The sequence below is a fragment of the Rhodobium orientis genome, assembly GCF_003258835.1.
Classification (GTDB): domain Bacteria; phylum Pseudomonadota; class Alphaproteobacteria; order Rhizobiales; family Rhodobiaceae; genus Rhodobium; species Rhodobium orientis.
The window spans coordinates 16,418-41,796 of record NZ_NPEV01000009.1 but is presented as its reverse complement, the minus strand read 5'-3'; the positions used below and the strand labels follow the sequence as shown (position 1 = coordinate 41,796).

The following is a 25,379-nucleotide window of genomic DNA, read 5'->3' as shown; positions in this document are numbered from 1 at the left end:
CGGCTTTTGCTGCACCGCACAACAACCGCTTGCACGCATTCATTCTAGCGTTTATGACCCCGTGCAACGAAGCACAAAACGTCGGTTCACCGGCAAAACCGCAACAATCGCGCGCGCTTGCCCCGGCTGGCGCGCTGCCCGCCCGCTTCGCGGCAGCCGCCGGACGACCAAGGAAAGGCCAGACACCATGCGTATCGATGCGATCGCGATCGGCAACAACCCGCCCCACGACATCAATGTGGTCATCGAGGTCCCCGTCGGCGGCGAGCCGATCAAATACGAGATGGACAAGGCGTCCGGCGCCCTCGTCGTCGACCGCTTCCTCTACACCCCGATGCGCTATCCCGGGAATTACGGCTTCGTGCCCCACACGCTGTCCGACGACGGCGATCCGATCGACGTTCTGGTGCCGAACCAGCGGCCCATCGCGCCGGGCGCGCTGATGAACTGCCGCCCGATCGGCGTCCTGATGATGGAAGACGAATCCGGCCATGACGAGAAGGTCATCGCCGTTCCCTCCCACGCCCTCACCAAGCGCTACGACCGCATCAAGTCGGCCACCGACCTGCCGGAAATCACGCTGCACCAGATCGAGCACTTCTTCGAGCACTACAAGGATCTGGAGCCCAACAAATGGGTGAAGATCGTCGGCTGGGAAGACGCGAGCGCGGCCGAACGGCTGATCATGGAAGCAATCGAGCGGGCCAAGACCGGCGCCTGAGGCGCGCGCCTCAGCTCTTCCGCTCCGCAATGAACCGCGCGGCGGCGGCGAGCACCGCGGCCTTGTCGCCGAACGGTGCCAGGCACGCATCGGCCGTTTCGATCAGTTCGTCCAGCCGCGCGTGGGCAGCGTCGACGCCGAGCAGCGAGACCAGCGTCGCCTTGCCCCGCTCCGCGTCCTTGCCGGTCGCCTTGCCCATGTCGGCGGCCTCCGATTCCACGTCCAGGAGATCGTCGGCGAGCTGGAAGGCGTTGCCGATCGCCCCGGCGTAGCGGTCGAGCCGCTCCCTGGTCTCGGCATCCGCACCGCCGAGGATGGCCCCGAGGGCGACGCCGGCGCGGATCAGGTAACCGGTCTTCATCGCCTGCATCTGCAGGATCTCATCTTCCGACAGCGCCCGCCCCTCGGCCGCCAGATCGAGCATCTGGCCGCCGGCCATGCCGCCGAGGCCCGAGGCCCGGGCAAGGCAGAGGACGAGATCGGCACGCACCGTCCCGTCGTCATGGGTCGCCGGATCGGCGAGGATGTCGAAGGCGTAGGTGAGGAGCGCATCGCCGGCAAGGATCGCGGTCGCCTCGTCGAACGCCCTGTGGACGGTCGGCCGGCCGCGCCTGAGGTCGTCGTCGTCCATCGCCGGCAGGTCGTCATGGACGAGGCTGTAGCAATGGACGCATTCCAGCGCCGCCGCACTTCTCAGCACGCCCGGCCCCTCGACGTCGAAGAGTTTGGCCGTCTCCACCACCAGGAACGGCCTCAGCCGCTTGCCGCCGTCGAGGCTGGCATGGCGCATCGCCGCCACGAGCCGCTCCGGCCGCACGATCTCGCCGTCAAGCGGCGTGGATCCAAGCAGCGCCTGGAGCGTTTCCTCCATGCGGTCGGCGACCGCGGTCAGTCGTGCGACAAATTCCATGGCGACCTCGTCGATGGCCGGTGGCATTGGTGCAAAACCGCTCGCCTCCGCCCCGTCCGGTTTGGTAGGAAAGACGGCCCTGTGCTCTTTGCGCCGCCGCCCGCGACCCGGCATATGGCACAGGACCAGCGCCCATGGGAAGGCCGATCCGCATGCGACTGAAGCCCACACGCCGCCTCCTGAAACGCCTTGTTTTCGTCGTCGCGGCCCTCATCCTGCTTCCGTTCCTGCTGATCCCGCTCTACCGCTTCATCAACCCGCCGGCCTCCACCCTGATGCTGCGCGACTGGGTGACCGGCGCCAGCGTCACGCGCGAATGGGTCTCGCTGGCGGCCATCTCGCCGAACCTGGTGCGCGCCGTGGTGATGTCGGAGGACGCGCGGTTCTGCGAGCACGACGGCATCGACTGGGAAGAGGTCCAGAACGCGCTTGAAGACCTTGAGGACGGCAAGCCGCGCGGTGCCTCCACCCTCAACATGCAGCTTTCCAAGAACCTCTTCCTGTGGTCGTCGAGGAGCTACCTGCGCAAGGTCGTGGAGGCCCCGCTGGCGCTCTACATGGACGTCGTGCTGCCCAAGCGCCGCATCGTCGAGCTCTATCTCAACGTCGTGGAATGGGGGCCGGGCGTGTTCGGCGCCGAGGCCGCGGCGCAGCGCTATTTCAAGCGGCCGGCGGCCAAGCTCACCCGCCACCAGGCCTCGCTGATGGCCGCCGCCCTGCCGAACCCGATCGCCCGCAATCCGGCGAGCCCCGGCCAGGGCCATGCCCGCATCGCCCGGCGCATCGCCGGACGCGCCGCCAAGTCCGGCGCCTACCTGGAATGCGTCCTCGGCAAGAAATAGGTGCGGGCCGAAACGCCAGCTAAAAAACCGCCTGTGCGGGACTGGTCAAGCGCACCGCTTGCCTGTATAAGGCGCCCGATCAAGAAATGCCTTGCGCACCGCGCCGGGAGGTGTCCCGGCGTGTTTTTGTGTGTTGAGATCTGGAGACCTGACATGGCTGTCCCGAAGAGAAAAGTGACGCGGATGAAGCGCGGCTTTCGCCGCTCGGCCGACGCGCTGCGCCAGCCGAGCTATGTGGAAGACAAGGAGTCCGGCGAGCTGCGCCGGCCGCACCACGTCGACCTGAAGTCCGGCATGTATCGCGGCCGTCAGATCCTGGAGCCGAAGGAAGACATCTGAGCCTTCCGGCACCCCGCATCTGGCGAACCACCCAAAAACCCCCGGCCGTCCGCGACCGGGGGTTTTCTTTTGGACGGCGGCGGGACCACGTCGCGCATGGACGCCGACCCGCCGGCGGGTTACTTAGGGTGGGGACCGGGAGCAATCCCGTCAGGATACGGATTTCAATGCGGCAGGCGACGCGGACCGTCGCCCCTTGAAGGGTTTTTCCGATGCTGATCAACATTCCCCTGACCGTCATACCCCTCATCGTCTACAACATCATTGCCTTCGGCCTTCTCGGCGCCTTCCCGGGCGATCCCTGGGTGGCGCCGGTGTTCACCGTGGAGATGATCTCCGATGCGCGCTGGACCATGGTCATCGGCGACCTGATGATCGCCGTCGCCATCGTCTTCCTGTTCTTCGAGATCCTGAAGGCGACGCGCACGACCTCCGGCTCCATCGTCGACCACGGGCTCTCCACGCTCGTCTTCATCCTCTATCTCATCGAATTCCTGCTCGTTGCGGCCTGCGCCCATTCGGTGTTCTTCATCCTGACGGTGATCGCGCTCGTCGATGTCGTCGCCGGCTTCAGCATCACCATCACGGCGGCGCGGCGCGACTTCGGCTGGGGCGGACCGAACGGCGGCATGTAACGGCACAAGACGCATAAACGGACCGGCGCCGTTTCGGAAAAAGGCACCGGCGGGAGGAAACCAAATGACCGGCGCGACGCTTCGCGACTTCCACCAACCCGGCCGCTCGCCCGCCTATGCGACGGGCGCCATGGCCGCAACCTCGCACCCGCTGGCGACGGCAACGGCGCTCGACGTCCTGCGGCGCGGCGGCAACGCGGTCGATGCGGCGATCGCCGCCGTCGCGGTGCTGGGGGTCGTGGAACCGCACATGACCGGCATCGGCGGCGACTGCTTCGCCATCCTTTCCGACAAAGACGGCAAGCTCACCGGCCTCAACGGCTCCGGCCGCGCGCCGATGGCGGCAAGCCTCGACCGCCTGCTCGATCAGGGCACTACTGAGATCGGCCCGGATTCGGTCCATGCCGTCACCGTGCCGGGCGCCGTCGCCGCCTGGCAGAAACTGCTGTCCGAGCACGGCACCTGGAGCCTTGCCGACGCGCTCGCGCCGGCCATCGCCTATGCCGAGGACGGGTTCCCCATCACCCCGCGCGTCGGTGCCGACTGGGCCGAGGAGGCCCCGCGCCTTGCCCGCGACAAGGGTGCGGCAAAACACTTCCTCGTCGACGGTGCCGCCCCCGCGGTCGGCTCGGTGCACAGCCTGCCGGCGCTTGCCGAAACGCTGCGGCGCATCGCCGAAGAGGGCCCGAAAGGCTTCTACGAAGGCCCGGTCGCCGAGGAGATCGTCGCAACCCTTGCCGCTCGCGGCGGCTGGATGAGCCTCGACGACCTCGCCGCCATGGAGCCCACATCGGAAGTGCCGATCACCACCGACTACCGCGGCTACACGGTCGCCGAACTGCCGCCCAACGGCCAGGGACTGACGGCGCTCATTCTCCTCAATATCCTTGAGCACTTCGACCTTGCCGGCCTCGACCCGCTCGGGCCTGAGCGCTTCCACCTGGAGATGGAGGCGGCGCGCATCGCCTATGCCTGCCGCGACGCCTATATCGCCGACCCGTCCGCCATGACCGAAACGGTCGAGGCGCTGTTGTCCTCGCGCTATTCGGAACGCCTTGCCGACGGCATCGACCCGGGACGGCGCGGCGAACGGCCGGCCGCCAGCGATCTGGTGCCGGACGCCGACACGGTCTATCTCACCGTCGTCGACAGCGACCGCCGGGCGATCTCGCTGATCAACTCCGTCTATCATGGCTTCGGCTCGGGCATCGTCACGGAAAAATCGGGCATTGCGCTGCAGAACCGCGGCGCCTGCTTCGTCGTCCAGAAGGGCCACCCCAACACCATCGACGCCGGCAAGCGGCCGATGCACACCATCATCCCGGGGTTCGTTACGAAGGACGGCGCGCCCTTCATGAGCTTCGGCGTCATGGGCGGCGCCTACCAGCCCTGCGGCCACGCCCATTTCCTCACCAACATGGTCGACTACGGCATGGACGTGCAGGCCGCCCTCGATTGCCCGCGCCTGTTCTGGGACGACGCCAACGGACCCTTGTCGGCCGAGACCACGATTCCCAAGGCGACGCTCACCGACCTTGCCGCGCGCGGCCACGAGGTGACGATGGCCGCCAGCCCCCATGGCGGCGGCCAGGCCATCCGTATCGATAAAGACACGGGCGTTCTCATCGGCGGCTCGGACCCGCGCAAGGACGGTTGCGCCATCGGCTTCTGATCGGGCAAAGCTCCGGCATTACCTGCGACGCCGTTTTGCGAACGGACCCGGCGACGACGCTTGCGCACCGCACCCCCCGACCACATCTGAAAGGCTCACGGGGAACACGCCGCACCGGCGCACCGATCGGGGGCTTCTGGAATGGGTATGATCCACCGCGCAGGCAGCCTGTTTGCCGTCGCCGCGCTGACCGCCAGCCTGGTCGCAGCGACGGCGGGAGCCGGATCCGCGGCCCAATCGACGGCCTACAATGCCGGCGTCACGCGCATCACCCTTGATGGCGCGCAAAAGCTCGACGTCCTCGTCTGGTATCCCACGAAAGACGCCGAGGCGCCCTTCAAGGCCGGGCCGTTCACCGTCCCGGCCACGCGGGACGCGGACATCGCTGAAGGAAGATTCCCTGTCGTACTGCTATCCCATGGCGGCGGGCCGACCGGCGGCAGCCCGATGATCCTGAAGGATTTTTCCGCCGCGCTCGCCCGGCAGGGCTTCCTCGTCATCGCGCCCATGCACCGCAAGACGCCGCTGGTCGCAAGGCTCGCGCAAATCGACGCCGCGCTCGCCGGCGTGACCGCCGATCCGCGCTTCTCCGGCCACGCGGATGCGCAGCGCCTCGGCATGGTCGGCTTTTCGCTCGGCGGCGCGGTCGCCATTGCCCTTGCCGGCGGCGTTCCGAACCCTGCGGCGCTTACCGCCTATTGCGGGAAACATCCTGAGGACGTGCGGTCCTGCGAGGCCGGCCCCGGCAGTCGGGCCGGAAAGTCAGGCAGAGAACGGAACGCGGCGGCGGGAAAGCGACCGCCATTGCCGCGCCTGCCGGTAAAGGCGCTGGCGCTGCTCGATCCGTTCGGCGTGCTCTATGACGAAAAGGGACTTTCCGGGGTTACAGCGACAACGCTGCTGATCCGCCCGCAGGACAGCTCCCTCGGCATTGCGAATACCGAGGTCCTTGCCGCCGGCCTGCCGTCCGCCCATCGGGAAACCGTGCCCGGCGGCCATTTCGTCTTCACCGACGACTGCCCCGACGCCTTGAAGGCTGAGGCCGAAGCGCTCTGCACGGACGCACCCGGCATCAACCGCACGGCGATACGGGCAGGGATCGCAGGAACAATCGTCGACTTCTTCAGAAAGACGCTTTGACCGGCGCGGCGGCGCCATGAGCGGAGATCAGGAAACGACCGCCATCAGTTGGCCGGCTTCCGGGGCCGTGCGGGCCTCGCGCGCATCGCCATAGGCGGCGGCGGCATCGCCCGGTTCGGCGCGGCGCCGGGCGCGGGTCTGCGGCAGGTCCTGCTTCGTGGCGATGAGCTGGGCAAGGGCCGGGGCATAGGGCCGGTAGAGCCAGGCCGTGCCGCCCGTCTCCTTGCGGCGGCGGCTGCGTTCCGGCCGTGCCGGCACCAGTGCCGTGCCGGTCCGCTTCTCGGCCGGCTCCTCGCGGCGCTCGTCGCTGCGGATGGATTGCGAGGCCTCGACACGGCGCCGCGCAGCGTCGACATCGTTTCGAACCGAACCGCTTTTTCCGATCGCCGAGATCATTGGTTGCCAGAGCCTTACACTTTGTCCCTGAGCGGGACGGTTTCGACTGTAACGCCGAAAACCCCGCAAGCGCCATGCCAGACGGTCACGTTTTGTTAACCAAGAAATGGTGTCGTTGGGCGAAAATTCGCAAAATGCGCTGCGTTCCGGGCCGCGCGGCGATCTTCAGGCGGTACCATGCACCGCCACAAGGGGTGGGTCGGATGACCAGCAACGAAACATCGCGCACCGCGGCCGGTGCCGCGCCGGACGAGTCCGCGGACCCGGCCTGTCCCGACACGCTGAATGCCGAAGAGATCCTGACCGCCGTCGGCGAGGCCGTCTACGAATGGACGATCGCCGATGATCGTGTCCGCTGGAGCGCCAATGCCGCCGAGGTGCTGCCGGTCAAGAACGCCGCCGCGCTCCATGAGGGCCGGCGCTTTGCCGCCCTCATCGATCCCGACAGCCCGCTCACCCGCTTCGATGCCGTCGCCGGCAGCGGCAAGAGGGACCATGGCGACGGCCAGCCCTATTGCGCCCGCTACTGCCTGAAGGGAACGGCGACCGCCACCGGCGAGGCGATCTGGATCGAGGACACCGGCGTCTGGTTCGGCGACGGCGAGGGCCTGCCGGCCCGCGCCCGCGGCATCGTCCGGAAGGTGACGGAGCGCCACGCCGCCGAGGTCGAACTCAGCTTCTTGTCGCAGCACGACGCCCTCACCGGGCAACTGAACCGCGCCCATCTGATGAAGCGCCTGGCGGAGGCGATCGCCACGGCGCGCGAGAAATTCGCCTCCTGCGCCTTCCTGATCGCCGGCATCGACAACCTGGCCGTCGTCAACGACACCTATGGCTACGAGGTCGCCGACCGGGTCATCGCCACCGTGGCGACCCGCCTGCAGCGCCAGTTGCGCAGCGGCGACTCCCTCGGCCGGCTGTCCGGCAACAAGTTCGGCATCGTCCTCAATGCCTGCTCGGAAGCGGAAATGGAGGTCGCCGCCGAGCGCCTTCTCGATGCCATCGCCTCCGAAGTGGTCACCACCGAGCTCGGCCCTGTCAGCGTCACCATTTCCATCGGCGGCGTCTCCTCGCCGCGCCACGCCACCTCGGCCACCAAGGCGCTGGGCATGGCCCATGAAGCGCTCGACCACGTCCACCGCCGCCAGTCCAACGGCTTTGCCATCTACCAGCCGAGCGAAAGCCGGGCCGCCGCGCGCCGCCGCAACGTCGAAATGGCCGACGCCATCGTCAAGGGCCTGAACGAGCGCCGCTTCCGCCTCGCCTACCAGCCGATCGTCGAAGCGGCGACCGGAAAACCCGTCTATCACGAGTGCCTCCTGCGCCTCGACACGGCCGGCCCGGTGGAACAGAGCGGCGCGCTGATCGCCGCCGCCGAACGGCTCGGCCTGGTGCGCCTCATCGACCACCGGGTGCTGGAACTGGCCGTGGAGACGCTCGCCCGCTATCCCGCGGCACGCCTGTCGATCAACATTTCGGCCGAATGCATCGGCGACCGGAGCTGGATGCAGAAGCTCGTCGCCACCCTTGCCCGCCGGCCGCAATTCGGCAGGCGGCTGGCCGTGGAACTCACCGAGACCGCCGTCGTCCGCAATGTCGGCGAGGCGGCACGCTTCATCGCTGCCCTGCGCGATCTCAGCGTCAAGACGGCCATCGACGATTTCGGCACCGGCTATTCGTCGTTCCACATCCTGAAGGAACTCTCCGCCGACCTCGTCAAGATCGACGGCTCCTTCATCACCACGCTTTTGACCGACGAGCGCCACGAGGTCTTCGTCACCGCGCTCGTCGAAATCGCCAAGACCTTCCATCTGGAAACCGTCGCCGAATGGGTCCGCGACGAGGAGACGGCCGCAAGGCTGCGCGCCCTCGGCGTCGACTTCTTCCAGGGCGAGCTCTACGGCCTTGCGGCATCCGAAGCGCCCTGGCCGGAGGACGAGCGCCTCAAGGTGCCGATCGGCAACGCCTCCGCCGCGCAGCGATAGACCTGAGGCCCGAGCGATCAGGCCCGGCCCCGGCTCCCCGCAATCTCTTCGGCAAGGGCCCGCGCCGCGGCCTCCGGGTCCGGCCGGCCGCAAATGGCCGAGACCACGGCGAGGCCCATTGCCCCCGCCGCAAAGACCTGCGCCACATGCTCCACCTTCAGCCCGCCGATGGCGACGGCCGGAACCGGGCTCGCGGCGACCTGCGCGGCGAGCCCCTCGAAGCCCACGGGGCGTTCGTGGTCGGACTTGGTGGGCGTGGCAAAGACAGGGCCCGCACCGACATAGTCGACCAGCGCCGGGTCGACGGCGGCCGCCAGCTCCGGCGTCTCCACCGACAGGCCGAGGATGGCGTGCGGCCCGACGAGGGCGCGCGCCTCGGCAACGGACATGTCGCCCTGCCCGACATGGATGCCGTCGGCGCCGATCTCGGCCGCCGCCGCAACGTCGTCATTGACGATGAGACGCGCCCCGGTGCCGGCTAAAGCCGCCTTCAGGGCCCGCCCGGTCTCGATCATCCGGGCGGTGCCGCCCTCCTTGTCGCGCAACTGCACCATCGTCGCCCCACCGGAAACGGCCCGGCGCGCCGTTTCCACCATGCCGATGCCGGCGCAAAGCTGCGGGTCGAGCACAAGGTAGAGCGACAGGTCGAACGCCTTCATGAGGTCACCTCGCCGACATTGTTGATGATCGCCTCGGCATCGAGGATTTCCGGAGAGACGGCCTGCAACGCATCGAGGAAATGCGGCCCGAAAGTGCCCGCCCCCTCCGCCTTGCCATGGGCGCGGGTCCCCGCCACGGCGAAATGCGCCAGCGCCCCAACAGCAGCGTCGAACGGATCGCCGGCCACGGCCGCATAGGCACCGCACAAGCACGTCAGCGAACAGCCGAGCGCGGTATTCATCGGCATCAAGGGCGAGCCGCCCTCGATCCGCACCGACCGCACCCCGTCGGTGACGAAATCGACCGCGCCGGTCACGGCAACCACGCAGCCGCTCTCCTTTGCCAGCCGCCGCGCGCCGTCCTCGGCGACAGTTACGGGATCGCGCCCGTCGACGCCCTGGCCCTGGCTCGCCTCTCCGGCGAGCGACAGGATCTCCGAGGCATTGCCGCGGATGATCGCCGGGCCGAGCGCGACGAGGTCTGCGGCGACCTGGCGCCGATAGGCGGTCGCCTGGCAGGCCACCGGGTCGAGCACCCAGGGCCGCCCCGCCGCCCCGGCCCCGGCGATGGCGGCCTTCGCCCCGGCCACGAAAGTCTCGGAGAGTGTGCCGATATTGACCGTCACCGCCCCGGCGATGCCGGCGAATTCCTCCGCCTCCTCGATGTCGGCGACCATGGCGGGCGATGCCCCGGCCGCCAGCACCACATTTGCCGCGATGTTCATGGCGACATAGTTGGTGAGGCATTGCACCAGCGGCGGCTCGGCCCTGAGGGCGGCCAGAAGGGTTCCCGGGGTTTCGGTCATATCGCATTCTCCTGCGGCAGGTAGAGCGCGCCGCCTTCGCGGAATTTCTCGGCCATCTTCGCCATGCCCTCCTTCTGGGCCTCGGCGCGAATGTCGTGGGAGATGCGCATGGAGCAGAATTTCGGCCCGCACATGGAGCAGAAATGCGCCACCTTGTGCGCCTCCTTCGGCAGCGTCTCGTCGTGCATCGACAGCGCGGTCTCCGGATCGAGCGCGAGGTTGAACTGGTCCTCCCAGCGGAATTCGAACCGGGCCCGCGAGAGCGCGTCATCGCGGGTCCGGGCGGCGGGATGGCCCTTGGCGAGATCCGCAGCATGGGCGGCGATCTTGTAGGTGATGACGCCGGTCTTGACGTCGTTGCGGTCCGGCAGGCCGAGATGTTCCTTGGGCGTCACATAGCAGAGCATGGCCGTTCCGAACCAGCCGATCATCGCCGCCCCGATGCCAGACGTGATGTGGTCGTAGCCGGGCGCGATATCTGTCGTCAGCGGCCCGAGGGTGTAGAACGGCGCCTCGCCGCAGACCTCAAGCTGCTTGTCCATGTTGGCCTTGATCTTGTGCATCGGCACGTGGCCCGGACCCTCGATCATCACCTGGCAGTCCTTGGCCCAGGCGATCTCGGTCAGCTCCCCCAGCGTCTCCAGCTCGGCGAACTGCGCGGCGTCGTTGGCATCGGCGATGGAGCCGGGCCGCAAGCCGTCGCCGAGGCTGAACGAGACGTCATAGGCGCGGGCGATGTCGCAGATCTCGTCGAAATGCTCATAGAGGAAGCTCTCCCGGTGGTGGTGCAGGCACCACTTGGCCATGATCGAGCCGCCACGGCTGACGATCCCCGTCACCCGGTCGACCGTCATCGGAATCATGTGCAGCCGGACGCCGGCATGGATGGTGAAGTAGTCCACCCCCTGCTCGGCCTGCTCGATCAGCGTGTCCCGGAACACCTCCCAGGAGAGGTCCTCGGCGACGCCGGAAACCCTCTCCAGCGCCTGGTAGAGCGGCACGGTGCCGATGGGCACCGGCGAATTCCGCAGGATCCAGTCGCGGATATTGTGGATGTTGCGGCCGGTCGACAGGTCCATCACCGTGTCGGCGCCCCAGCGCGTCGCCCAGACCATCTTGTCCACCTCCTCGGCCATCGACGAGGTGACGGCGGAATTGCCGATATTGGCGTTGATCTTGACGAGGAAGTTGCGCCCGATGGCCATCGGTTCGGCTTCCGGGTGGTTGATGTTGGCGGGGATAATCGCCCGGCCTCTCGCCACCTCGTCGCGCACGAATTCCGGCGTGATGACATCTGGAATTTCGGCGCCGAAGGCCTCGCCGTCGCGCGCCGGCGCCTCTTTCGCCGCCTGCCGGCCGAGATTTTCGCGGATGGCGACGAACTCCATCTCGGGCGTGACGATACCGGCCCGGGCATAGGCCATCTGCGTCACGGCCCGGCCGCCGGTTGCCCGAAGCGGCCGGTGGCGGACGGGGAATTCCGGCGTCAGACGCGCGCCGTCGGCAAAGCCGTTGTCCTCGGGCTGCACATGGCGGCCCTCATAGGTCACGGTATCGCCCCGCGCCGCAATCCAGTCGGCGCGCAGGCGCGGCAGGCCGCGGTCGATGGCGATCTCCGCCTCCGGATCCGTGTAGGGGCCGGAGCTGTCGTAGACCGTCACCGGCGGCTCGCCCGCGGTCGGGTGCAGGTCGATCTCGCGCATGGGAACGCGGATATCGGGGTGCAGGGTGCCGCGATGCCAGACGCGGCGCGAAGCGGGCAGCGGACCGGTCGTGACGGTGGGGGAAAGGTCGGTCATCGGTCGGAGCCTCCAGAGCTCGAAGCGTTGGAGACCCAGTTCCGCGTTGAATGGAGGAGGACCGCGAGGACGACGCCTCAAACGTCTCGGCCGAAGCCGCGCAGCCGGTGCACCATCCCTACGCCAGTATGAACTGGATCAGGTTCGTCGGGTCACTGCGCTGCGCCGGTCGGCGCCATCAGCATCTCAGCCCCTTGTCGGGACCCCCCGGGTGAAGGCGCCCAGACTGCGCGCCGGCCGGAGCGTTGTCAATCGCCCAGGCAAGCGACGTCCGGCACCGGTCGCCGAACGATCCAAGCGTTCCGGAACAGCGCCAGGGGCCGCAACCTGTCGGTCTCAGTCGTCTTTCTTGTCGGAAAGCGCGTCGAGCTGCTTCTGCATCTGCGAAAGCTGTTTCTTCAGGTCGGAAATGTCGGCGGGATCCTCCGGCTTGGCGTCTTCGGCCGGACGGGCGGTCTCGCCGCCCGTGCCGGTGGCGCCGAAGCTGCCGGTGCCGATGCCGCCCGCGCCAGGGCCGAACGGCAGGAACATCCGCATCGCCTTTTCGAACATGTCGGTGTTGCGCCGCACCTGGTCCTCGAGCGCCTCGAAGGCGGTCTGGCCGATCGAGGCCGTCATCTGCTTGCGCAGCTTCTCCTGCTCCTTGGCAAAGGAGGACATGGAGAATTCCAGGTAGCTCGGCACCAGCGTCTGCATGGAATCGCCGTAAAAGCGGATGAGCTGCCTGAGGAAGGCGATCGGCAAAAGGTTCTGGCCCTTGCTCTCCTGCTCGAAAATGATCTGTGTCAGCACCGAACGGGTGATCTCGTCGCCGGATTTGGCGTCGAAGACGACGAAATCGTCCTCGTTCTTCAACATCTCGGCGAGATCTTCGAGCGTCACATAGGTGCTCGTGCCGGTGTTGTAGAGCCGGCGGTTCGCATATTTCTTGATGACGGTCGGTTTTTCTGTTTTCGCCATCCGTTCCCTGCCCCTTGGATTTGCCTTGTTGTTTAGCGATCGGCCGCACCGCACAACCACTTGCGGCATCCTATGCGCCGCAAACGGCCGCTCGCAAGAAATAGATTTGCCCGGCGACGGAAACCGGGCGATTTCGGCCGCTCCGAAAGGCGCCGCGCGGCGCGGAAATCCGTGCCGTGCTGCAGCATCCACCACGTCAGCGGGAAGGTTCGCATCACCGAATAGTACGGTTGACTCAACCGGAACCGATAGGTCTATTCCGTGTATCCGGCATCGGGACGGTGGGTTTTAACCACCGCCAGATACGCCCATTATTGCAAGCATGCCCCAAGACCAGACACCCGGGAGGAACGGATGGGTCAGACCAGTGAAGTTGTAATCGTCAGCGCCGCGCGCACACCCGTTGGAAGCTTCAACGGATCGTTTTCCAACACCCCTGCGCACGAACTCGGCGCGGTCGCCATCAAGGCCGCCCTGGAGCGCGCCTCCGTTGCCCCGCAAGACGTCGACGAGGTGATCTTCGGCCAGGTGCTGACCGCAGCACAGGGTCAGAACCCGGCCCGCCAGGCGTCCATCGCCGCCGGCCTGCCGAACGAGACCACCGCATGGATCGTCAACCAGGTCTGCGGCTCGGGCCTTCGCACCGTCGCCCTCGGCATGCAGCAGATCCTGTGCGGCGACGCCGACATCATCGTTGCCGGCGGCCAGGAGAACATGACGCTCGCCCCGCACTGCGCCAACCTTCGGGCCGGCCACAAGATGGGCGACTACAAGATGATCGATTCCATGATCAAGGACGGCCTGTGGGACGCCTTCAACGGCTACCACATGGGCAACACGGCCGAGAACGTCGCAACCCAGTGGCAGCTCACCCGCGACGAGCAGGACGCCTTCGCCGTCGCCTCCCAGAACAAGGCCGAGGAGGCCCAGAAGGCGGGCCGGTTCAAGGACGAGATCGTCCCGGTCACCGTCGTCGAACGGCGCAAGGAGCGCGTCGTGGAGGACGACGAATATATCCGCCTCGGCGCCACCATCGACGGCGTCGCCAAGCTGCGCCCGGCCTTTTCCAAGGACGGCACCGTGACCGCCGGCAACGCCTCCGGCATCAATGACGGCGCCGCCGCCATCGTCCTGATGTCCGCCGCCGAGGCCGAAAAGCGCGGTCTGGAGCCGCTGGCCCGCATCAAGTCCTGGGCGACCGCCGGCGTCGATCCGGCGATCATGGGCACCGGCCCGATCCCGGCCTCCCGCAAGGCCCTGGAAAAGGCCGGCTGGTCGGTCGACGACCTCGACCTCGTCGAGGCCAACGAGGCCTTCGCCGCCCAGGCCTGCGCAGTCAACAAGGACATGGGCTGGAACACCGACATCGTCAACGTCAACGGCGGCGCCATCGCCATCGGCCATCCGATCGGCGCCTCCGGCGCCCGCGTCCTCGTCACCCTCTTGCACGAGATGAAGCGCCGCGACGCCAAAAAAGGCCTTGCCACCCTTTGCATCGGCGGCGGCATGGGCGTCGCGCTCTGCCTCGAGCGCTGATCTCCCAATGATAGCGCCCGCGGCGGTCGGCCCGCCGCGGGTTTTCTATTTCGACGGGCCGGCACAATCACAAACACAAAAACGAACAGTGAGGAAACAGATATGGGTAAAGTTGCAATCGTCACCGGCGGCACCAGGGGCATCGGTGCCGCCATTTCCAAAGCCTTGAAGGACGCCGGCTATTCCGTCGCCGCCACCTATGCCGGCAATGACGAGGCCGCGTCCAAATTCCACGAAGAAACCGGCATCCCGGTCTACAAGTGGGACGTCTCCGATTTCGACGCTTGCGCCGAAGGCGTCGCCAAGGTCGAGGCCGATCTCGGCCCGGTCGACGTGCTGGTCAACAATGCCGGCATCACCCGCGACGGCATGTTCCACAAGATGACGCCCGAGCAGTGGTCCGCCGTCATCGACACCAATCTGAACGCGCTGTTCAACATGACGCGCCAGGTCTGGGAAGGCATGCGCGAGCGCAGCTTCGGGCGCGTCATCAGCATCTCCTCCGTCAACGGCCAGAAGGGCCAGATGGGCCAGTCCAACTATTCCGCCGCCAAGGCCGGCGAGATCGGCTTGACCAAGGCGCTGGCCCAGGAAGGCGCCCGTAAGGGCATCACCGTCAACGCCATCTCCCCGGGCTATATCGGCACGGAGATGGTCCGCGCCGTGCCGGAAAAGGTGCTGGAGTCCATCATCGGCATGATCCCGGTCGGCCGCCTCGGCGAGCCCGAGGAAATCGCCCGCTGCGTCGTCTTCCTCGCCTCCGAGGATGCCGGCTTCATCACCGGCTCGACGCTGTCCGCCAATGGCGGCCAATATATGGTCTGACGGCCGTCTACAAAGCCTTGCGTGATCGAGCGGGAGCGGCCCCGGCCGCTCCCGTTTCTTTTTGGCGGCATCGTTTGGCGGCTGGCGGCATCCTCTGGCCATGTTATGAAGGGCCGGATTTCAGAACCGACGGATCCCGCCATGCGACACCGGCCGCTCTATCCACCCATCGAGCCTTACGCCTCCGGCATGCTGGAGACCGGCGACGGCCACCAGGTCTATTGGGAGGCCTGCGGCAACAAGGAGGGCAAGCCGGCGGTGTTCCTGCACGGCGGGCCGGGCGGCGGCTGCAATGCCCAGCAGCGCCGCTATTTCGACCCCGAACGGTACAACGTCATCCTGTTCGACCAGCGCGGCTGCGGCCGCTCCACGCCCCATGCCTCGCTCGAGGCCAACACCACATGGCACCTCGTCGCCGACATCGAGGCGCTGCGCGAACTGCACGGCATCGACAAATGGCTCGTCTTCGGCGGCTCCTGGGGCTCGTGCCTGGCGCTCGCCTATGCAGAGAAACACCCCGACCGCGTCAGCGAGCTGATCCTGCGCGGCGTCTTCACCCTGCGCGGCTCCGAACTCGCCTGGTACTATCAGAACGGCGCCTGCTGGCTCTTTCCGGATTACTGGAACGACTTCCTCGCGCCGATCCCGGAGGACGAGCGTGGCGACCTCATCGCCGCCTATCACCGGCGCCTCACCCATGAAGACCGCGCCGTCCAGATCGAGGCGGCACGGGCCTGGTCGATCTGGGAAGGCCGCACCATCACGCTCCTGCCCAACCCGGATTTTGCCGCGGACTTCGGCGAGGAAAATTTCGCCCTCGCCTTTGCCCGCATCGAGAACCACTATTTCGTCAATGCCGGCTTCCTGGAGGAAGGCCAGCTCCTGCGCGATGCCGGCCGCCTGAAGGACATTCCGGGCGTCATCGTCCAGGGCCGCTACGACGCGGCAACGCCCATGCGCACCGCCTACGACCTGCACAAGGCCTGGCCTGAGGCCGAGTTCACGATCATCGACGACGCCGGCCATGCCTTTTCCGAGCCGGGCATCCGCTCCGCGCTGATCGAGGCGACCGACCGGTTCGCCGGCCACGCGGAATGAGCAAGGCGACTGCCACTCTGATCGGCTTCACCGCCGTTCTTATGTGGGCGCTGCTTGCGCTCTTTACCGCGGCCAGCGGCAGGGTGCCGCCGTTCCAGCTCCTGGCGCTGACCATGGGGCTCGGCGGGCTGATCGGCGTTGCCTCCTGGGCCTGGCGGCCCGGCGCCGCCCGGGCACTCGTACAGCCATGGCCGGTCTGGCTCCTCGGCGTCGGCGGGCTCTTCGGCTACCACTTTTTCTACTACACGGCGCTCAGGAACGCGCCGCCGGTGGAAGCCGGCCTCATCGCCTATCTCTGGCCGCTCCTGATCGTCGTCTTTTCCGCCCTGTTGCCCGGCGAGCGCCTGCGCTGGTTCCACATCGCGGGATCCCTCCTCGGCCTCTTCGGCACGGCCCTCATCGTCACCGGCGGCAGGGGTTTTGCGTTCAACGCCGAATACACCACCGGCTATCTGGCAGCCGCCGTCTGCGCGCTGACCTGGTCGACCTATTCCGTCGTCTCGCGGCGCTTCGCCAGCGTGCCGACCGATGCGGTCGCCGGCTTCTGCCTTGCCGGCGCGATCCTCAGCGCGCTTTGCCATGTGGTGTTCGAAGAGACCGTCTGGCCGGCCGATGCGGGGGAGTGGCTCGCCGTTGCCGGGCTCGGCCTGATGCCGGTCGGCGCGGCCTTCTATGTCTGGGACATCGGCGTCAAGAAGGGCGACATCCAGGTGCTCGGCGCCGCCTCCTACGCCGCGCCGCCGCTGTCCACCCTGATCCTCATCGCCTTCGGCTTCGGCCAGGCCACCTGGCCCGTCGTCATCGCCTGCCTCGCCATCACCGGCGGCGCCGCCCTCGCCGCCAAGGACATGCTGAAGCGGCGGTCGGCGGTCCGGGCGGCGCAGCAATAAGTCTGTGCAGCATGCATACAGCAAAAAAACCGCGCCCGGAGGACCGGACGCGGCGCTGATATTCGCAACAGAGTACCCCGGAACTACCCGAGCACCTTTTCCTTCAGCTTGCCGATGTCGAGAAGCTGCAGCACGACCTTCTCGTAGTAGGGTTCGGTCGAGCCCTTGCGCACCTTGCGCAGGAAGTACTTCTCGAAGGCGATCTTGGCCAGATGCACCCAGCGCCCGCTCGACGACCAGTTGACGTTGCGCGGCGGGTTCTGCGGCAGCGCCACGAAGGCGATGCCGGTGTCGCCGAAATCGGCGAGACAGATCGCGTTCCACGACGCCTCGTGGGTCGGCTGCTGGCCGGCGATGATCTCGCCGATATTGAGGGCGGTCGCCGTCACCATGCTCTCGATCATGTAGCCGGTCTTCGGCACGCCGACCGGAACCGCGGTCGCCTCCAGCGGCGCAATCGCGATGCACACGCCGACGCCGAAGACGTTCGGATATTTCGGGTTCCGCTGGTGCTTGTCGACGACGATGAAGCCGCGCGGATTGACCAGGCCCTCGATGTCGCGCACGGCGCCGATGCCCCGGAACGCCGGCAGCATCATGGAGTATTTGAACGGCAGCTCGTGCTCCTTCTTCACCGAGCCGTCGTCGTTGTGCTCGATGACGTGTATTGTGCCGTCTTCGACCTTGGCGACCTTGGCGTTGCAGATCCAGCGGATGTGCCGCTCGCGCAGGCCCGATTCCAGGAGCCCCTTGGTGTCGCCGACGCCGCCGAGGCCGAGATGACCGACATAGGGCTCGGCGGTGACGAAGGTCATCGGCACCTTGTCGCGGATCTTCTTCTTGCGCAGGTCCGTGTCCATGATCAGCGCGAACTCGTAGGCCGGGCCGTAGCAGGACGCACCCTGCACGGCGCCGCAGACGATCGGGCCGGGATCGGCGCAGAATGTGTCCCAGGTCTCCGAAGCCGAGACCGCGTGGTCGACGTCGCACACCGACTGGGTATAGCCGCCATGCGGGCCGAGGCCCTCGATCTCGTCGAAGGCCAGTTCCGGACCGGTCGCGATGATCAGGTAGTCGTAGGAGACGTCGGCGCCGTCTTCCAGGACGATGCGGTTCTCCTCCGGCAGGAGCTTGGCGGCCGGATTGCAGATGAAGTCGATGCTGTGCCGCTTCAGCACCGGCTCGAGCTCCACGGTGATCGCCTTCTTGGTGCGCCACTTGACGGCGACCCAGGGATTGGACGGGGTGAATTGAAAGAAGGAGTTCTTGGAAACGACGGTAACCTTGTGCTCCTTGCGCAGGGCCTGGCGAACCTCATATGCCGCCGAAACACCGCCCAAGCCTCCTCCCAGGACAACTACATGTGCCATTTTTTTCTCCGTTATCAACGCGGCACCCTTTTCAGCGGGTGCAACTACGGACATCCTTGTCGATAAACGGAGAGAAGACCAGCAAGACGTTTGCAGGGAGCCCGTCCGGCTCCCTTTCAGTTGAAACAGGTATTTCTAATATTCGGATGTATGCCGCCGTTTTCCGCGCCCACCTATGTCAAAATGTCGCAGGCTGAAAAAGAGCGGAAATCCGGCCTGAATCGCGCTTGCCTGCGGTGGATTGACGCTGTCCATCGTAGTTTCAACGATTACGCTTACGTCAACGATCTAAGCAGTTTACCGGGGTTTCGGCGCGCGCGGTTCGGGCCGCCAGTCCGCCGGCGCCATCTCGAAGCCCTCGAACAGGAAACCGGGCGCCACCGTGCAGCCGACCAGGGTCCAGGCGCCGAGCGAGGTCGCCGTCTGCCAGGCATGCCGCGGCACCACGATCTGCGGCCGCTCGCCGCTGGCGATGCCCGCGCCGAGATGGGCGGCCGCCGCGTCGTGGCCATTTTCCGAGATCGTCAGCACCAGCGGCGCGCCCGCGTACCAGTGCCAGACCTCCACCGCATCGACCCGGTGCCAGGCCGAGACGTCGCCGGCGCCGAGCAGGTAATAGATCGCCGTCGACTGCGCCCGTCCGTCCCGCGCCTCGGCATCCCGGAAGGTCTCGCGGAAATAGCCGCCCTCCGGGTGCGGCGCCAGATCGAGCATGCGCGCGACGTCTTCGGCGGAAAGCCCGCGATAGGGGTCGCGGAGGGTCATTACGCATTGTCCTTGCGCGAGCGGATTTCGCCGAACACCGCCGCGTCCTCGGCGGACGCCATCTTCAGATGCGAGCGGATCGCCGGATCCTTCGCCCGAAGGAACGGGTTGGTCGCCTTTTCCCGCGCCATCGTCGTCGGCAGGGTCGGCACGCCGCGCTTGCGCAAGTCCTCGACCTCCGACAGCCGCTCCTTCAGCGCCGCATTGTCCGGATCGACGGTGATGGCGAACTTGGCGTTGGCCAGGGTGTATTCGTGGCCGCAATAGATCTTCGCCTCATCCGGGATGCGCTGCATCAGGCGCTGCATGGAGCCCCACATCATCGTCGCATCGCCCTCGAACACCCGCCCGCAGCCGAGCGAGAACAGCGTGTCGCCGGTGAACGCGACGCCCGGCTCCGGCAGGTAGTAGGAGATCTGCCCGAGCGTGTGACCCGGCGTTGCGACCGCCCGGACCTCGATGCCGCCCGGATGGATGACGTCGCCGTCGCCCACCGTCTCGTCGAGGGTCTTGATCTTGGCCTCTTCGGCTGCCGGTCCGATCACCGCGCAGCCGGTCTCCGCCTTCAGCGCCGCGATGCCCTGCGTGTGGTCCCAGTGATGGTGGGTGACGAGGATGTGGGTCAGCGTCCAGCCGGTCTCGGCCAGCGCCGCGCGGACGGGCCCCTCCTCCGGCGCATCGATCAGGAGCGTTGCCGCCGTTGCCGGATTGTGAACCAGCACCGCGTAATTATCTGACAGGCACGCAAACTGGTGAACCTCGATTGCCGACATCGTCGCCCCCTTCGTCGTTGTTGGTGAGGGCGCCATGGTGACCTGCGCCCGCCGGACTGTCCACCTCTTGCGCAGTCGGGCGTGCCGGGTAATGTCGTAGGGTTCTTGGCAGCGGACGGTCCAGCGATGTATGTCGATGTCCTGCACATGAAGGGCTTTTACGAGCAGCCGCTCGGGCGCATGGTACGCTCGGTGGTGAGCGCCCGGCTGCGGGAAATCTGGCCCAAGGTTGCCGGCGACCGCGTCCTCGGCATCGGCTTCGCGACGCCCTATCTGCGCCCGTTCCTGGCCGAATCCGAACGTGTCATCGCCTTCATGCCGGCACCCCAGGGCGTCATTGCCTGGCCGCCGGAAGGCCCCAACGTCGCCGGCCTCGTCGACGAGGACGCCTGGCCGCTGCCCGACGGCTCCATCGACCGCATCATCGCCGTCCATGGCCTGGAAATGGCCGACAATCCGGGCGCCGTGCTGCGCGAGGCCTGGCGCGTGCTGGTGCCGGGCGGGCGCCTCTTGATCGTCGTGCCGGCGCGCCGCGGCCTGTGGGCGCAGACCGAAGGCACCCCCTTCGGCTACGGTCGTCCGTTCAGCAGCGGCCAGCTCACCGCCTTCCTGGAGGACGCCATGCTCACCCCGGTCGCCTGGAGCGAGGCGCTGCATTTCGCGCCCTCCTCACGGCGCCTGCTGCTGCGCTATGCCCGCACCAGCGAACGGCTCGGCCAGAAGCTCTGGCCCGCCCTTGCCGGCGTCCTCGTCGTGGAGGCGGAAAAGAAGGTGATGAAGGGCATCAAGCTGAAGCCGTCGCGGGCCAAGGCCGTGTTCCGCCCGGTCTTTGCACCCCAGGCCGCCCCCCGCGGCGCCTCCCGCTCGAAAGGCTGAGCCGACCGGAGCCGCCCCGCCGCCCGGCCGTCGGTCGGTTTTTTTTGATTTTCGGCGCGCATCTGCCTATGACTTGGCGCTTGGCGGCGACCTCGTCCCCGCCCGTCCCTTCACCCCCAAGAACGGCGGCGATTCCGGCAAGGGATCGCGACGAACCGGTTACATGAGCGACGACACACGCGATACGGCATCCGCGACCGACCGCCAGGCGAGCCTGGCGCGCCTGCGCCAGCGCATCGACACCATCGACGCTGAGATGCACGATCTCCTGATCGAGCGCTCCTCGATCATCGACGAACTGATCGCCGCCAAGCAGGGCGGCCGCAAGGGCGCCGCCTTCCGCCCGGCCCGCGAGGCGTCGATGATGCGCCGCTTCGCCGGGCGCCACCACGGCACCCTGCCGCTGGTGACGGTCGAATATCTCTGGCGCGAGATCATCTCCACCTTCACATTCCTCCAGGCGCCCTACCGCCTGCACATGCCGACCGACCGCCGGCCGAGCGAGCTGCGCGACGTCGCCCGCTTCTATTTCGGCTTCAACGTGCCGCTGCTGGAGGCGCTTGATGCCGATGCCGCGATAGCGTCGGTCGCGGCATCCGAAACCGATCTCGCCCTCGTCCCCCTGGTCGATGGCGAGACGCCCTGGTGGCAGGGCCTCACCCGGCCGGACGGCCCGCGCATCATCGCGCGGCTTCCCTTCTTCACCTCAAACGACCGGCCGGCGGACCTTCCCGCCGTCGTCATCTCCAACCCGCTCGACGATCCGACGCCGCCGGAATGGCGCTGCTATGCGACCGCGGCCGGACCGGAAGCCCTTGACGCCCTTTCCGGAGTCGACATCCTCGCGGCGACACCGGCCGGCACGCTCTTTGCGCTTGCGACCGACCGCGACCCGGAGACCTTCGCAACGGACGCCGGCCTCCCCCCGCTCAAACCCGCCGGTGGCTTTGCCGCGCCCCTTTCCATCGACGGCGACCCGAGCCAACAAAAAAGCCAGACCGAATGACCACCGCACCCGACCGCTCCCGACCGGCGCCGCGCCCCGGCGTCCTGGACATCGCGCCCTACGTCCCCGGCAAGTCCAAGGGCACCGGCAAGACGCTTTACAAGCTTTCCTCCAACGAGACGCCGCTCGGCCCGAGCCCGGCCGCCGTCGCCGCCTACACGGCCTGCGCAGAGCACCTGGAGCTTTATCCGGACGGCGCCTCCACGGCGCTGCGCGAGGCGATCGCCGACGTCCACGGCCTCAACCCGGACCGCATCGTCTGCGGCGCCGGCTCCGACGAGGTCCTGAACCTCCTCGCCCAGGCCTACCTCTGCCCCGGCGACGAGGCGATCCACACCGAGCACGGCTTCCTGGTCTACCCGATCGCCACCCGCGCCGCCGGCGGCGTGCCTGTGGTCGCGCCGGAAAAGGACCTGACGGCCGACATCGACGCCATCCTGGAACGGGTGACCGACCGCACCCGCATCGTGTTCCTCGCCAACCCGAACAATCCGACCGGCACCTACCTGCCCTTCGACGAGATCCGCCGCCTCCATGCGGGCCTGCCCGGCAACGTCATCCTCGTCCTCGATGCCGCCTATGCGGAATTCGTGCAGAAGAACGACTACGAGGCCGGCATCGAACTCGTCGGCAGCGCGGAAAACGTCGTCATGACGCGGACCTTTTCCAAGGTCTACGGCCTTGCGGCGCTGCGCGTCGGCTGGGTCTACGGCCCGGCCGCCATCATCGATGCGGTGAACCGGATCAGGGGCCCGTTCAATCTCGGCGCCCCGTCGATCGCCGCCGGCGTTGCCGCCATCCGCGACCGCGCCTTCACCGAGGCGGCCGTGGAGCACAATGCACGCTGGCTGCCCTGGCTGACGGCGGAGCTGGAAAAGCTCGGCCTCAAAGTCACCCCGAGCGTCGGCAACTTCATCCTCATCCATTTCCCGGATGCGCCCGGCCGCACCGCCGCCGAAGCCGATGCCTACCTCCTTTCCGAGGGCATCGTGCTCCGCCGTGTCGACAACTACGGCCTGGCGGATGCCCTGCGCATGACCGTCGGCAGCGAGGAGGCCAACCGCGCCACCGTCGCCGCCATTGCCGCGTTCCTCGAACAGACGGAGCGGTAAGCGATGGCAGAGCCCCTCTTCGACCGTCTGGCGCTGATCGGCATCGGCCTCATCGGTTCCTCGCTCGCCCAGGTCGCCCGCCGCGAAGGCCTGGTGGGCGAGATCGCCATCTCCACCCGCTCCAAAAAGACCCTGGAGCGTGCCCGCGAACTGAACCTCGGCGATGTCTACACCCTCGATCCGGCGGAAGCCGTCTCGGACGCCGACCTCGTTGTCCTCTGCATCCCCGTCGGCGCCTGTGACGCCATGATGCAGACGATCGCCGGCAGCCTGAAACCCGGCGCCATCCTCACCGATGTGGGATCGGTCAAGATGTCGGTGATCGACCAGATCGCCCCGCACGTTCCGGACACGGTCCACTTCATTCCCGGCCACCCGATCGCCGGCACCGAGCATTCCGGCCCCGACGCCGGCTTTCCGGACCTGTTCCAGAACCGCTGGTGCATCCTGACCCCGGACAAGAGCACCAGCCAAGACGCCATCGACAGGCTGGCCGCCTTCTGGCGCGGCTGCGGCTCGGATGTGGAACTGATGGAGCCCGGCCGCCACGACCTGGTGCTGGCGATCACCAGCCACCTGCCGCAGCTCATCTCCTACAACATCGTCGGCACGGCAGACGATCTGGAGACGGTGACGAAGTCCGAGGTGATCAAATATTCCGCCGGCGGCTTTCGCGACTTCACCCGGCTGGCGGCGTCCGACCCGACGATGTGGCGCGACGTCTGCCTGCACAACAGGGACGCGATCCTGGAGATGCTGGGCCGGTTTTCCGAGGATCTTTCGGCCATGCAGCGGGCAATCCGCTGGGGCGACGCGGGGGTCCTCTACGACCTTTTTTCGCGCACCCGCTCGATCCGCAAGTCGATCATCGAGGCGGGCCAGGAAACCCCGGCACCCGACTTCGGCCGGCCGCACGAAAAGACCCGGGACTGAGGCGGGTCGCGCTCGCTCAAAGCGGCGCCGACCGCCCGCCCTTCGGGCCGGCGGCCCGCTCCGTCAGGCTGGCCTGCCGGTCGGCCTGGGGCGACCGGCCGTAGAGCTCGCGGTAGCACTTGGAGAAATGCGAGGCGGAGACGAAGCCGCTGGCAATCGCCACGTCGACGATCGCCATGTCCGATTGCAGGAGAAGCTGCCTTGCGCGGTCGAGCCTGAGGTCGAGATAGTAGCGCGCCGGCGAGCGGCCGAGGAGCTGGCGGAACAGCCGCTCCACATGGCGCCGCGACAGCCCGGTGCGCCGGGAGATCTCGGCCAGCGACAGGGGTTCGGCGAGGTTCTGCTCCATCACCTCGATCATCGCCAGGAGCTTGGAATTGTGCACGCCCACCCGCGCGTTGAGCGGCAGTTTCTGGCGGTCGTTCTTGGTCCGCACCCGGTCGACGAGGCACTGCTCGGAGATCCATTCCGTCGCCTCATCGCCGATCTCGTCGGCAATGAGATCCAGCATCATGTCGAGCGAGGCAACACCGCCGGCACAGGTATGGATGTTGCCGTCGACCTCAAAGAGGTCCGGCTGCACGTCGACGTCCGGGAACCGCTCGGCGAAGGTGTGCAGGAGTTCCCAGTGGATGGTGCAGCGCCGGTCCTCCAGGATGCCGGAACGGGCGAGGAACCAGGACGACGTACAGATGCCGGCGATCCGGGTGCCGTTCCCGGCGAGTTTCCTCAGATAGGCGGAGAGCTCGGCATTGGTGAAGCTCTCCACGTCGATGCCGGCGCAGACCACCAGCGTGTCGACCTTGTCGAACTCCATCCGCCCGAGCCGGAGATCCCCGAGCGAGCCGTCGGGCCGAACCGTCAGGCCGTTGCTGGCCGCCACGTCGTTGCCGTCGCAGGTCACGCAGCGCCAGTCGTAGATCTTCCTGCCGAAATAGCGGTTGGCGAGGCGCAACGGCTCGATCGCCGCGGAAAAGGCGACCAGCGTGAAGTCGGGAATGAGCACGAAGGCGAAACGCTTCGCCGGGGGGTCGCTGTCACCCACGTCGTCACGCACTTTCTCGAAAACGGCGCCGCAGCATTGGAGGGTCCGCGGACGCCTTGCTTAACCTGCTCAAAAACGACAATTACTTTTCCGGCAGGGCGACGGCAATCAAAACTTTCATTGCGGGGCCAAGGTTTCCCGTTTCGGCCGGTTTCGCAATGCCGGTGTCGCAGGTAAGACAGGTTTGGTCGAACCGGGCCGCGTGCCCCGGCCGGCCGGCCGCCATGGTCGGGCCCGCCCCAAAAAGGCGCGCTCAATCGGCCGACGACAAAGAGAGCCGGGAGCG

25 protein-coding genes and 1 riboswitch are annotated in these 25,379 nt (G+C 67.2%); of the genes, 15 read left to right on the top strand and 10 right to left on the bottom strand.

Going from position 1 to position 25,379, the window contains the following annotated elements; translation table 11 throughout:
* Nucleotides 1-187 precede the first annotated feature (187 nt).
* Nucleotides 188-721, top strand: a complete 534-nt coding sequence (gene ppa / locus CH339_RS06250; protein ID WP_111433480.1) for an inorganic diphosphatase — start codon at nucleotides 188-190, stop codon at nucleotides 719-721.
* Nucleotides 722-731: 10 nt separating this feature from the next.
* Here ppa and CH339_RS06245 read toward each other — a convergent pair whose 3' ends face one another.
* Nucleotides 732-1,646: a polyprenyl synthetase family protein gene (locus CH339_RS06245; protein WP_420825911.1), complete on the bottom strand. Its 915-nt coding sequence runs from the start codon at nucleotides 1,644-1,646 to the stop codon at nucleotides 732-734.
* 119 nt (nucleotides 1,647-1,765) lie between these two features.
* Between CH339_RS06245 and mtgA the strand changes: the two genes are divergently transcribed.
* From mtgA to CH339_RS06220, 5 genes are all read left to right on the top strand, one after another.
* Complete coding sequence (mtgA, locus tag CH339_RS06240) at nucleotides 1,766-2,473, top strand: monofunctional biosynthetic peptidoglycan transglycosylase (RefSeq protein WP_245408103.1); 708 nt, start codon at nucleotides 1,766-1,768, stop codon at nucleotides 2,471-2,473.
* A gap of 153 nt (nucleotides 2,474-2,626) precedes the next feature.
* Nucleotides 2,627-2,812, top strand: a complete 186-nt coding sequence (gene rpmF / locus CH339_RS06235) for a 50S ribosomal protein L32 (RefSeq protein ID WP_111433478.1) — start codon at nucleotides 2,627-2,629, stop codon at nucleotides 2,810-2,812.
* Between the two features lie 212 nt (nucleotides 2,813-3,024).
* Nucleotides 3,025-3,447, top strand: a complete 423-nt coding sequence (locus CH339_RS06230) for a hypothetical protein (protein ID WP_111433477.1) — start codon at nucleotides 3,025-3,027, stop codon at nucleotides 3,445-3,447.
* A 64-nt stretch (nucleotides 3,448-3,511) separates the two neighbouring features.
* On the top strand, nucleotides 3,512-5,119 hold the full coding sequence (gene ggt / locus CH339_RS06225) for a gamma-glutamyltransferase (protein WP_244669189.1): 1,608 nt from the start codon (nucleotides 3,512-3,514) through the stop codon (nucleotides 5,117-5,119).
* 147 nt (nucleotides 5,120-5,266) lie between these two features.
* Nucleotides 5,267-6,259, top strand: a complete 993-nt coding sequence (locus CH339_RS06220; protein WP_111433476.1) for an alpha/beta hydrolase family protein — start codon at nucleotides 5,267-5,269, stop codon at nucleotides 6,257-6,259.
* 27 nt (nucleotides 6,260-6,286) lie between these two features.
* Here the strand turns inward: CH339_RS06220 and CH339_RS06215 are convergent, their stop codons facing one another.
* Nucleotides 6,287-6,655, bottom strand: a complete 369-nt coding sequence (locus CH339_RS06215) for a hypothetical protein (protein ID WP_111433475.1) — start codon at nucleotides 6,653-6,655, stop codon at nucleotides 6,287-6,289.
* 203 nt (nucleotides 6,656-6,858) lie between these two features.
* On the opposite strand from CH339_RS06215, the gene CH339_RS06210 reads away from it, so the two are divergent.
* Nucleotides 6,859-8,640 (top strand): putative bifunctional diguanylate cyclase/phosphodiesterase, encoded by a 1,782-nt coding sequence (locus CH339_RS06210; protein WP_170138423.1) that lies wholly within the window; start codon nucleotides 6,859-6,861, stop codon nucleotides 8,638-8,640.
* A 17-nt stretch (nucleotides 8,641-8,657) separates the two neighbouring features.
* Here the strand turns inward: CH339_RS06210 and thiE are convergent, their stop codons facing one another.
* The 4 genes from thiE to phaR all read right to left on the bottom strand — a co-directional run bounded on the left by thiE (nucleotide 8,658) and on the right by phaR (nucleotide 12,864).
* On the bottom strand, nucleotides 8,658-9,299 hold the full coding sequence (gene thiE, locus CH339_RS06205; RefSeq protein WP_111433473.1) for a thiamine phosphate synthase: 642 nt from the start codon (nucleotides 9,297-9,299) through the stop codon (nucleotides 8,658-8,660).
* Nucleotides 9,296-10,105, bottom strand: coding sequence for a hydroxyethylthiazole kinase (thiM, locus tag CH339_RS06200; RefSeq protein ID WP_111433472.1), 810 nt, complete (start codon nucleotides 10,103-10,105; stop codon nucleotides 9,296-9,298). Before thiM ends, thiE begins: the two co-directional genes overlap by 4 nt.
* The gene (gene thiC / locus CH339_RS06195) at nucleotides 10,102-11,904 is read right to left on the bottom strand and encodes a phosphomethylpyrimidine synthase ThiC (RefSeq protein ID WP_111433471.1); all 1,803 of its coding nucleotides are present in this window, start codon (nucleotides 11,902-11,904) and stop codon (nucleotides 10,102-10,104) included. The genes thiM and thiC overlap by 4 nt, the downstream gene beginning before the upstream one ends.
* 97 nt (nucleotides 11,905-12,001) lie before the next feature.
* A riboswitch (TPP riboswitch) is annotated at nucleotides 12,002-12,124 on the bottom strand.
* Nucleotides 12,125-12,240: 116 nt separating this feature from the next.
* On the bottom strand, nucleotides 12,241-12,864 hold the full coding sequence (gene phaR / locus CH339_RS06190) for a polyhydroxyalkanoate synthesis repressor PhaR (protein WP_111433470.1): 624 nt from the start codon (nucleotides 12,862-12,864) through the stop codon (nucleotides 12,241-12,243).
* A gap of 354 nt (nucleotides 12,865-13,218) precedes the next feature.
* Between phaR and CH339_RS06185 the strand changes: the two genes are divergently transcribed.
* The 4 genes from CH339_RS06185 to yddG all read left to right on the top strand — a co-directional run bounded on the left by CH339_RS06185 (nucleotide 13,219) and on the right by yddG (nucleotide 17,213).
* A complete protein-coding gene (locus CH339_RS06185) occupies nucleotides 13,219-14,400 on the top strand; it encodes an acetyl-CoA C-acetyltransferase (protein ID WP_111433469.1) in 1,182 nt (393 codons plus the stop codon).
* Nucleotides 14,401-14,502: 102 nt separating this feature from the next.
* The gene (locus CH339_RS06180; RefSeq protein ID WP_111433468.1) at nucleotides 14,503-15,225 is read left to right on the top strand and encodes a beta-ketoacyl-ACP reductase; all 723 of its coding nucleotides are present in this window, start codon (nucleotides 14,503-14,505) and stop codon (nucleotides 15,223-15,225) included.
* 141 nt (nucleotides 15,226-15,366) lie between these two features.
* Entirely contained in the window at nucleotides 15,367-16,323 is a 957-nt protein-coding gene (pip, locus tag CH339_RS06175) for a prolyl aminopeptidase (protein ID WP_111433540.1), read from the top strand.
* Nucleotides 16,320-17,213 (top strand): aromatic amino acid exporter YddG, encoded by an 894-nt coding sequence (yddG, locus tag CH339_RS06170; RefSeq protein ID WP_111433467.1) that lies wholly within the window; start codon nucleotides 16,320-16,322, stop codon nucleotides 17,211-17,213. The genes pip and yddG overlap by 4 nt, the downstream gene beginning before the upstream one ends.
* Nucleotides 17,214-17,296: 83 nt before the next feature.
* On the opposite strand, the gene CH339_RS06165 is transcribed toward yddG, so the two are convergent.
* From CH339_RS06165 to gloB, 3 genes are all read right to left on the bottom strand, one after another.
* The gene (locus tag CH339_RS06165; protein WP_111433466.1) at nucleotides 17,297-18,583 is read right to left on the bottom strand and encodes an NAD(P)/FAD-dependent oxidoreductase; all 1,287 of its coding nucleotides are present in this window, start codon (nucleotides 18,581-18,583) and stop codon (nucleotides 17,297-17,299) included.
* A 297-nt stretch (nucleotides 18,584-18,880) separates the two neighbouring features.
* On the bottom strand, nucleotides 18,881-19,348 hold the full coding sequence (locus tag CH339_RS06160) for a cupin domain-containing protein (protein ID WP_111433465.1): 468 nt from the start codon (nucleotides 19,346-19,348) through the stop codon (nucleotides 18,881-18,883).
* Nucleotides 19,348-20,121 carry a hydroxyacylglutathione hydrolase gene (gene gloB, locus CH339_RS06155; protein ID WP_111433464.1) on the bottom strand — a complete coding sequence of 258 codons (774 nt, stop codon included), beginning with the start codon at nucleotides 20,119-20,121 and terminating at the stop codon, nucleotides 19,348-19,350. The genes CH339_RS06160 and gloB overlap by 1 nt, the downstream gene beginning before the upstream one ends.
* Before the next feature lie 126 nt (nucleotides 20,122-20,247).
* Between gloB and CH339_RS06150 the strand changes: the two genes are divergently transcribed.
* From CH339_RS06150 to CH339_RS06135, 4 genes are all read left to right on the top strand, one after another.
* A complete protein-coding gene (locus tag CH339_RS06150; protein ID WP_111433463.1) occupies nucleotides 20,248-20,997 on the top strand; it encodes a class I SAM-dependent methyltransferase in 750 nt (249 codons plus the stop codon).
* A 163-nt stretch (nucleotides 20,998-21,160) separates the two neighbouring features.
* On the top strand, nucleotides 21,161-22,003 hold the full coding sequence (locus CH339_RS06145) for a chorismate mutase (RefSeq protein ID WP_111433462.1): 843 nt from the start codon (nucleotides 21,161-21,163) through the stop codon (nucleotides 22,001-22,003).
* On the top strand, nucleotides 22,000-23,115 hold the full coding sequence (gene hisC / locus CH339_RS06140; RefSeq protein ID WP_111433461.1) for a histidinol-phosphate transaminase: 1,116 nt from the start codon (nucleotides 22,000-22,002) through the stop codon (nucleotides 23,113-23,115). The genes CH339_RS06145 and hisC overlap by 4 nt, the downstream gene beginning before the upstream one ends.
* A gap of 3 nt (nucleotides 23,116-23,118) precedes the next feature.
* Nucleotides 23,119-24,048, top strand: coding sequence for a prephenate/arogenate dehydrogenase family protein (locus tag CH339_RS06135; RefSeq protein WP_111433460.1), 930 nt, complete (start codon nucleotides 23,119-23,121; stop codon nucleotides 24,046-24,048).
* Between the two features lie 16 nt (nucleotides 24,049-24,064).
* Here CH339_RS06135 and CH339_RS06130 read toward each other — a convergent pair whose 3' ends face one another.
* The gene (locus CH339_RS06130; protein WP_111433459.1) at nucleotides 24,065-25,093 is read right to left on the bottom strand and encodes a GlxA family transcriptional regulator; all 1,029 of its coding nucleotides are present in this window, start codon (nucleotides 25,091-25,093) and stop codon (nucleotides 24,065-24,067) included.
* Nucleotides 25,094-25,379: the final 286 nt, after the last annotated feature.

Bases quoted from the DNA above. Each gene is read 5' to 3' on its own strand.
- ppa (WP_111433480.1), top strand. From the start codon at position 188: ATGCGTATCGATGCGATCGCGATCGGCAACAACCCGCCCCACGACATC.
- mtgA (WP_245408103.1), top strand. From the start codon at position 1,766: ATGGGAAGGCCGATCCGCATGCGACTGAAGCCCACACGCCGCCTCCTG.
- rpmF (WP_111433478.1), top strand. From the start codon at position 2,627: ATGGCTGTCCCGAAGAGAAAAGTGACGCGGATGAAGCGCGGCTTTCGC.
- CH339_RS06230 (WP_111433477.1), top strand. From the start codon at position 3,025: ATGCTGATCAACATTCCCCTGACCGTCATACCCCTCATCGTCTACAAC.
- ggt (WP_244669189.1), top strand. From the start codon at position 3,512: ATGACCGGCGCGACGCTTCGCGACTTCCACCAACCCGGCCGCTCGCCC.
- CH339_RS06220 (WP_111433476.1), top strand. From the start codon at position 5,267: ATGATCCACCGCGCAGGCAGCCTGTTTGCCGTCGCCGCGCTGACCGCC.
- CH339_RS06215 (WP_111433475.1), bottom strand. From the start codon at position 6,655: ATGATCTCGGCGATCGGAAAAAGCGGTTCGGTTCGAAACGATGTCGAC.
- CH339_RS06210 (WP_170138423.1), top strand. From the start codon at position 6,859: ATGACCAGCAACGAAACATCGCGCACCGCGGCCGGTGCCGCGCCGGAC.
- thiE (WP_111433473.1), bottom strand. From the start codon at position 9,299: ATGAAGGCGTTCGACCTGTCGCTCTACCTTGTGCTCGACCCGCAGCTT.
- thiM (WP_111433472.1), bottom strand. From the start codon at position 10,105: ATGACCGAAACCCCGGGAACCCTTCTGGCCGCCCTCAGGGCCGAGCCG.
- thiC (WP_111433471.1), bottom strand. From the start codon at position 11,904: ATGACCGACCTTTCCCCCACCGTCACGACCGGTCCGCTGCCCGCTTCG.
- phaR (WP_111433470.1), bottom strand. From the start codon at position 12,864: ATGGCGAAAACAGAAAAACCGACCGTCATCAAGAAATATGCGAACCGC.
- CH339_RS06185 (WP_111433469.1), top strand. From the start codon at position 13,219: ATGGGTCAGACCAGTGAAGTTGTAATCGTCAGCGCCGCGCGCACACCC.
- CH339_RS06180 (WP_111433468.1), top strand. From the start codon at position 14,503: ATGGGTAAAGTTGCAATCGTCACCGGCGGCACCAGGGGCATCGGTGCC.
- pip (WP_111433540.1), top strand. From the start codon at position 15,367: ATGCGACACCGGCCGCTCTATCCACCCATCGAGCCTTACGCCTCCGGC.
- yddG (WP_111433467.1), top strand. From the start codon at position 16,320: ATGAGCAAGGCGACTGCCACTCTGATCGGCTTCACCGCCGTTCTTATG.
- CH339_RS06165 (WP_111433466.1), bottom strand. From the start codon at position 18,583: ATGGCACATGTAGTTGTCCTGGGAGGAGGCTTGGGCGGTGTTTCGGCG.
- CH339_RS06160 (WP_111433465.1), bottom strand. From the start codon at position 19,348: ATGACCCTCCGCGACCCCTATCGCGGGCTTTCCGCCGAAGACGTCGCG.
- gloB (WP_111433464.1), bottom strand. From the start codon at position 20,121: ATGTCGGCAATCGAGGTTCACCAGTTTGCGTGCCTGTCAGATAATTAC.
- CH339_RS06150 (WP_111433463.1), top strand. From the start codon at position 20,248: ATGTATGTCGATGTCCTGCACATGAAGGGCTTTTACGAGCAGCCGCTC.
- CH339_RS06145 (WP_111433462.1), top strand. From the start codon at position 21,161: ATGAGCGACGACACACGCGATACGGCATCCGCGACCGACCGCCAGGCG.
- hisC (WP_111433461.1), top strand. From the start codon at position 22,000: ATGACCACCGCACCCGACCGCTCCCGACCGGCGCCGCGCCCCGGCGTC.
- CH339_RS06135 (WP_111433460.1), top strand. From the start codon at position 23,119: ATGGCAGAGCCCCTCTTCGACCGTCTGGCGCTGATCGGCATCGGCCTC.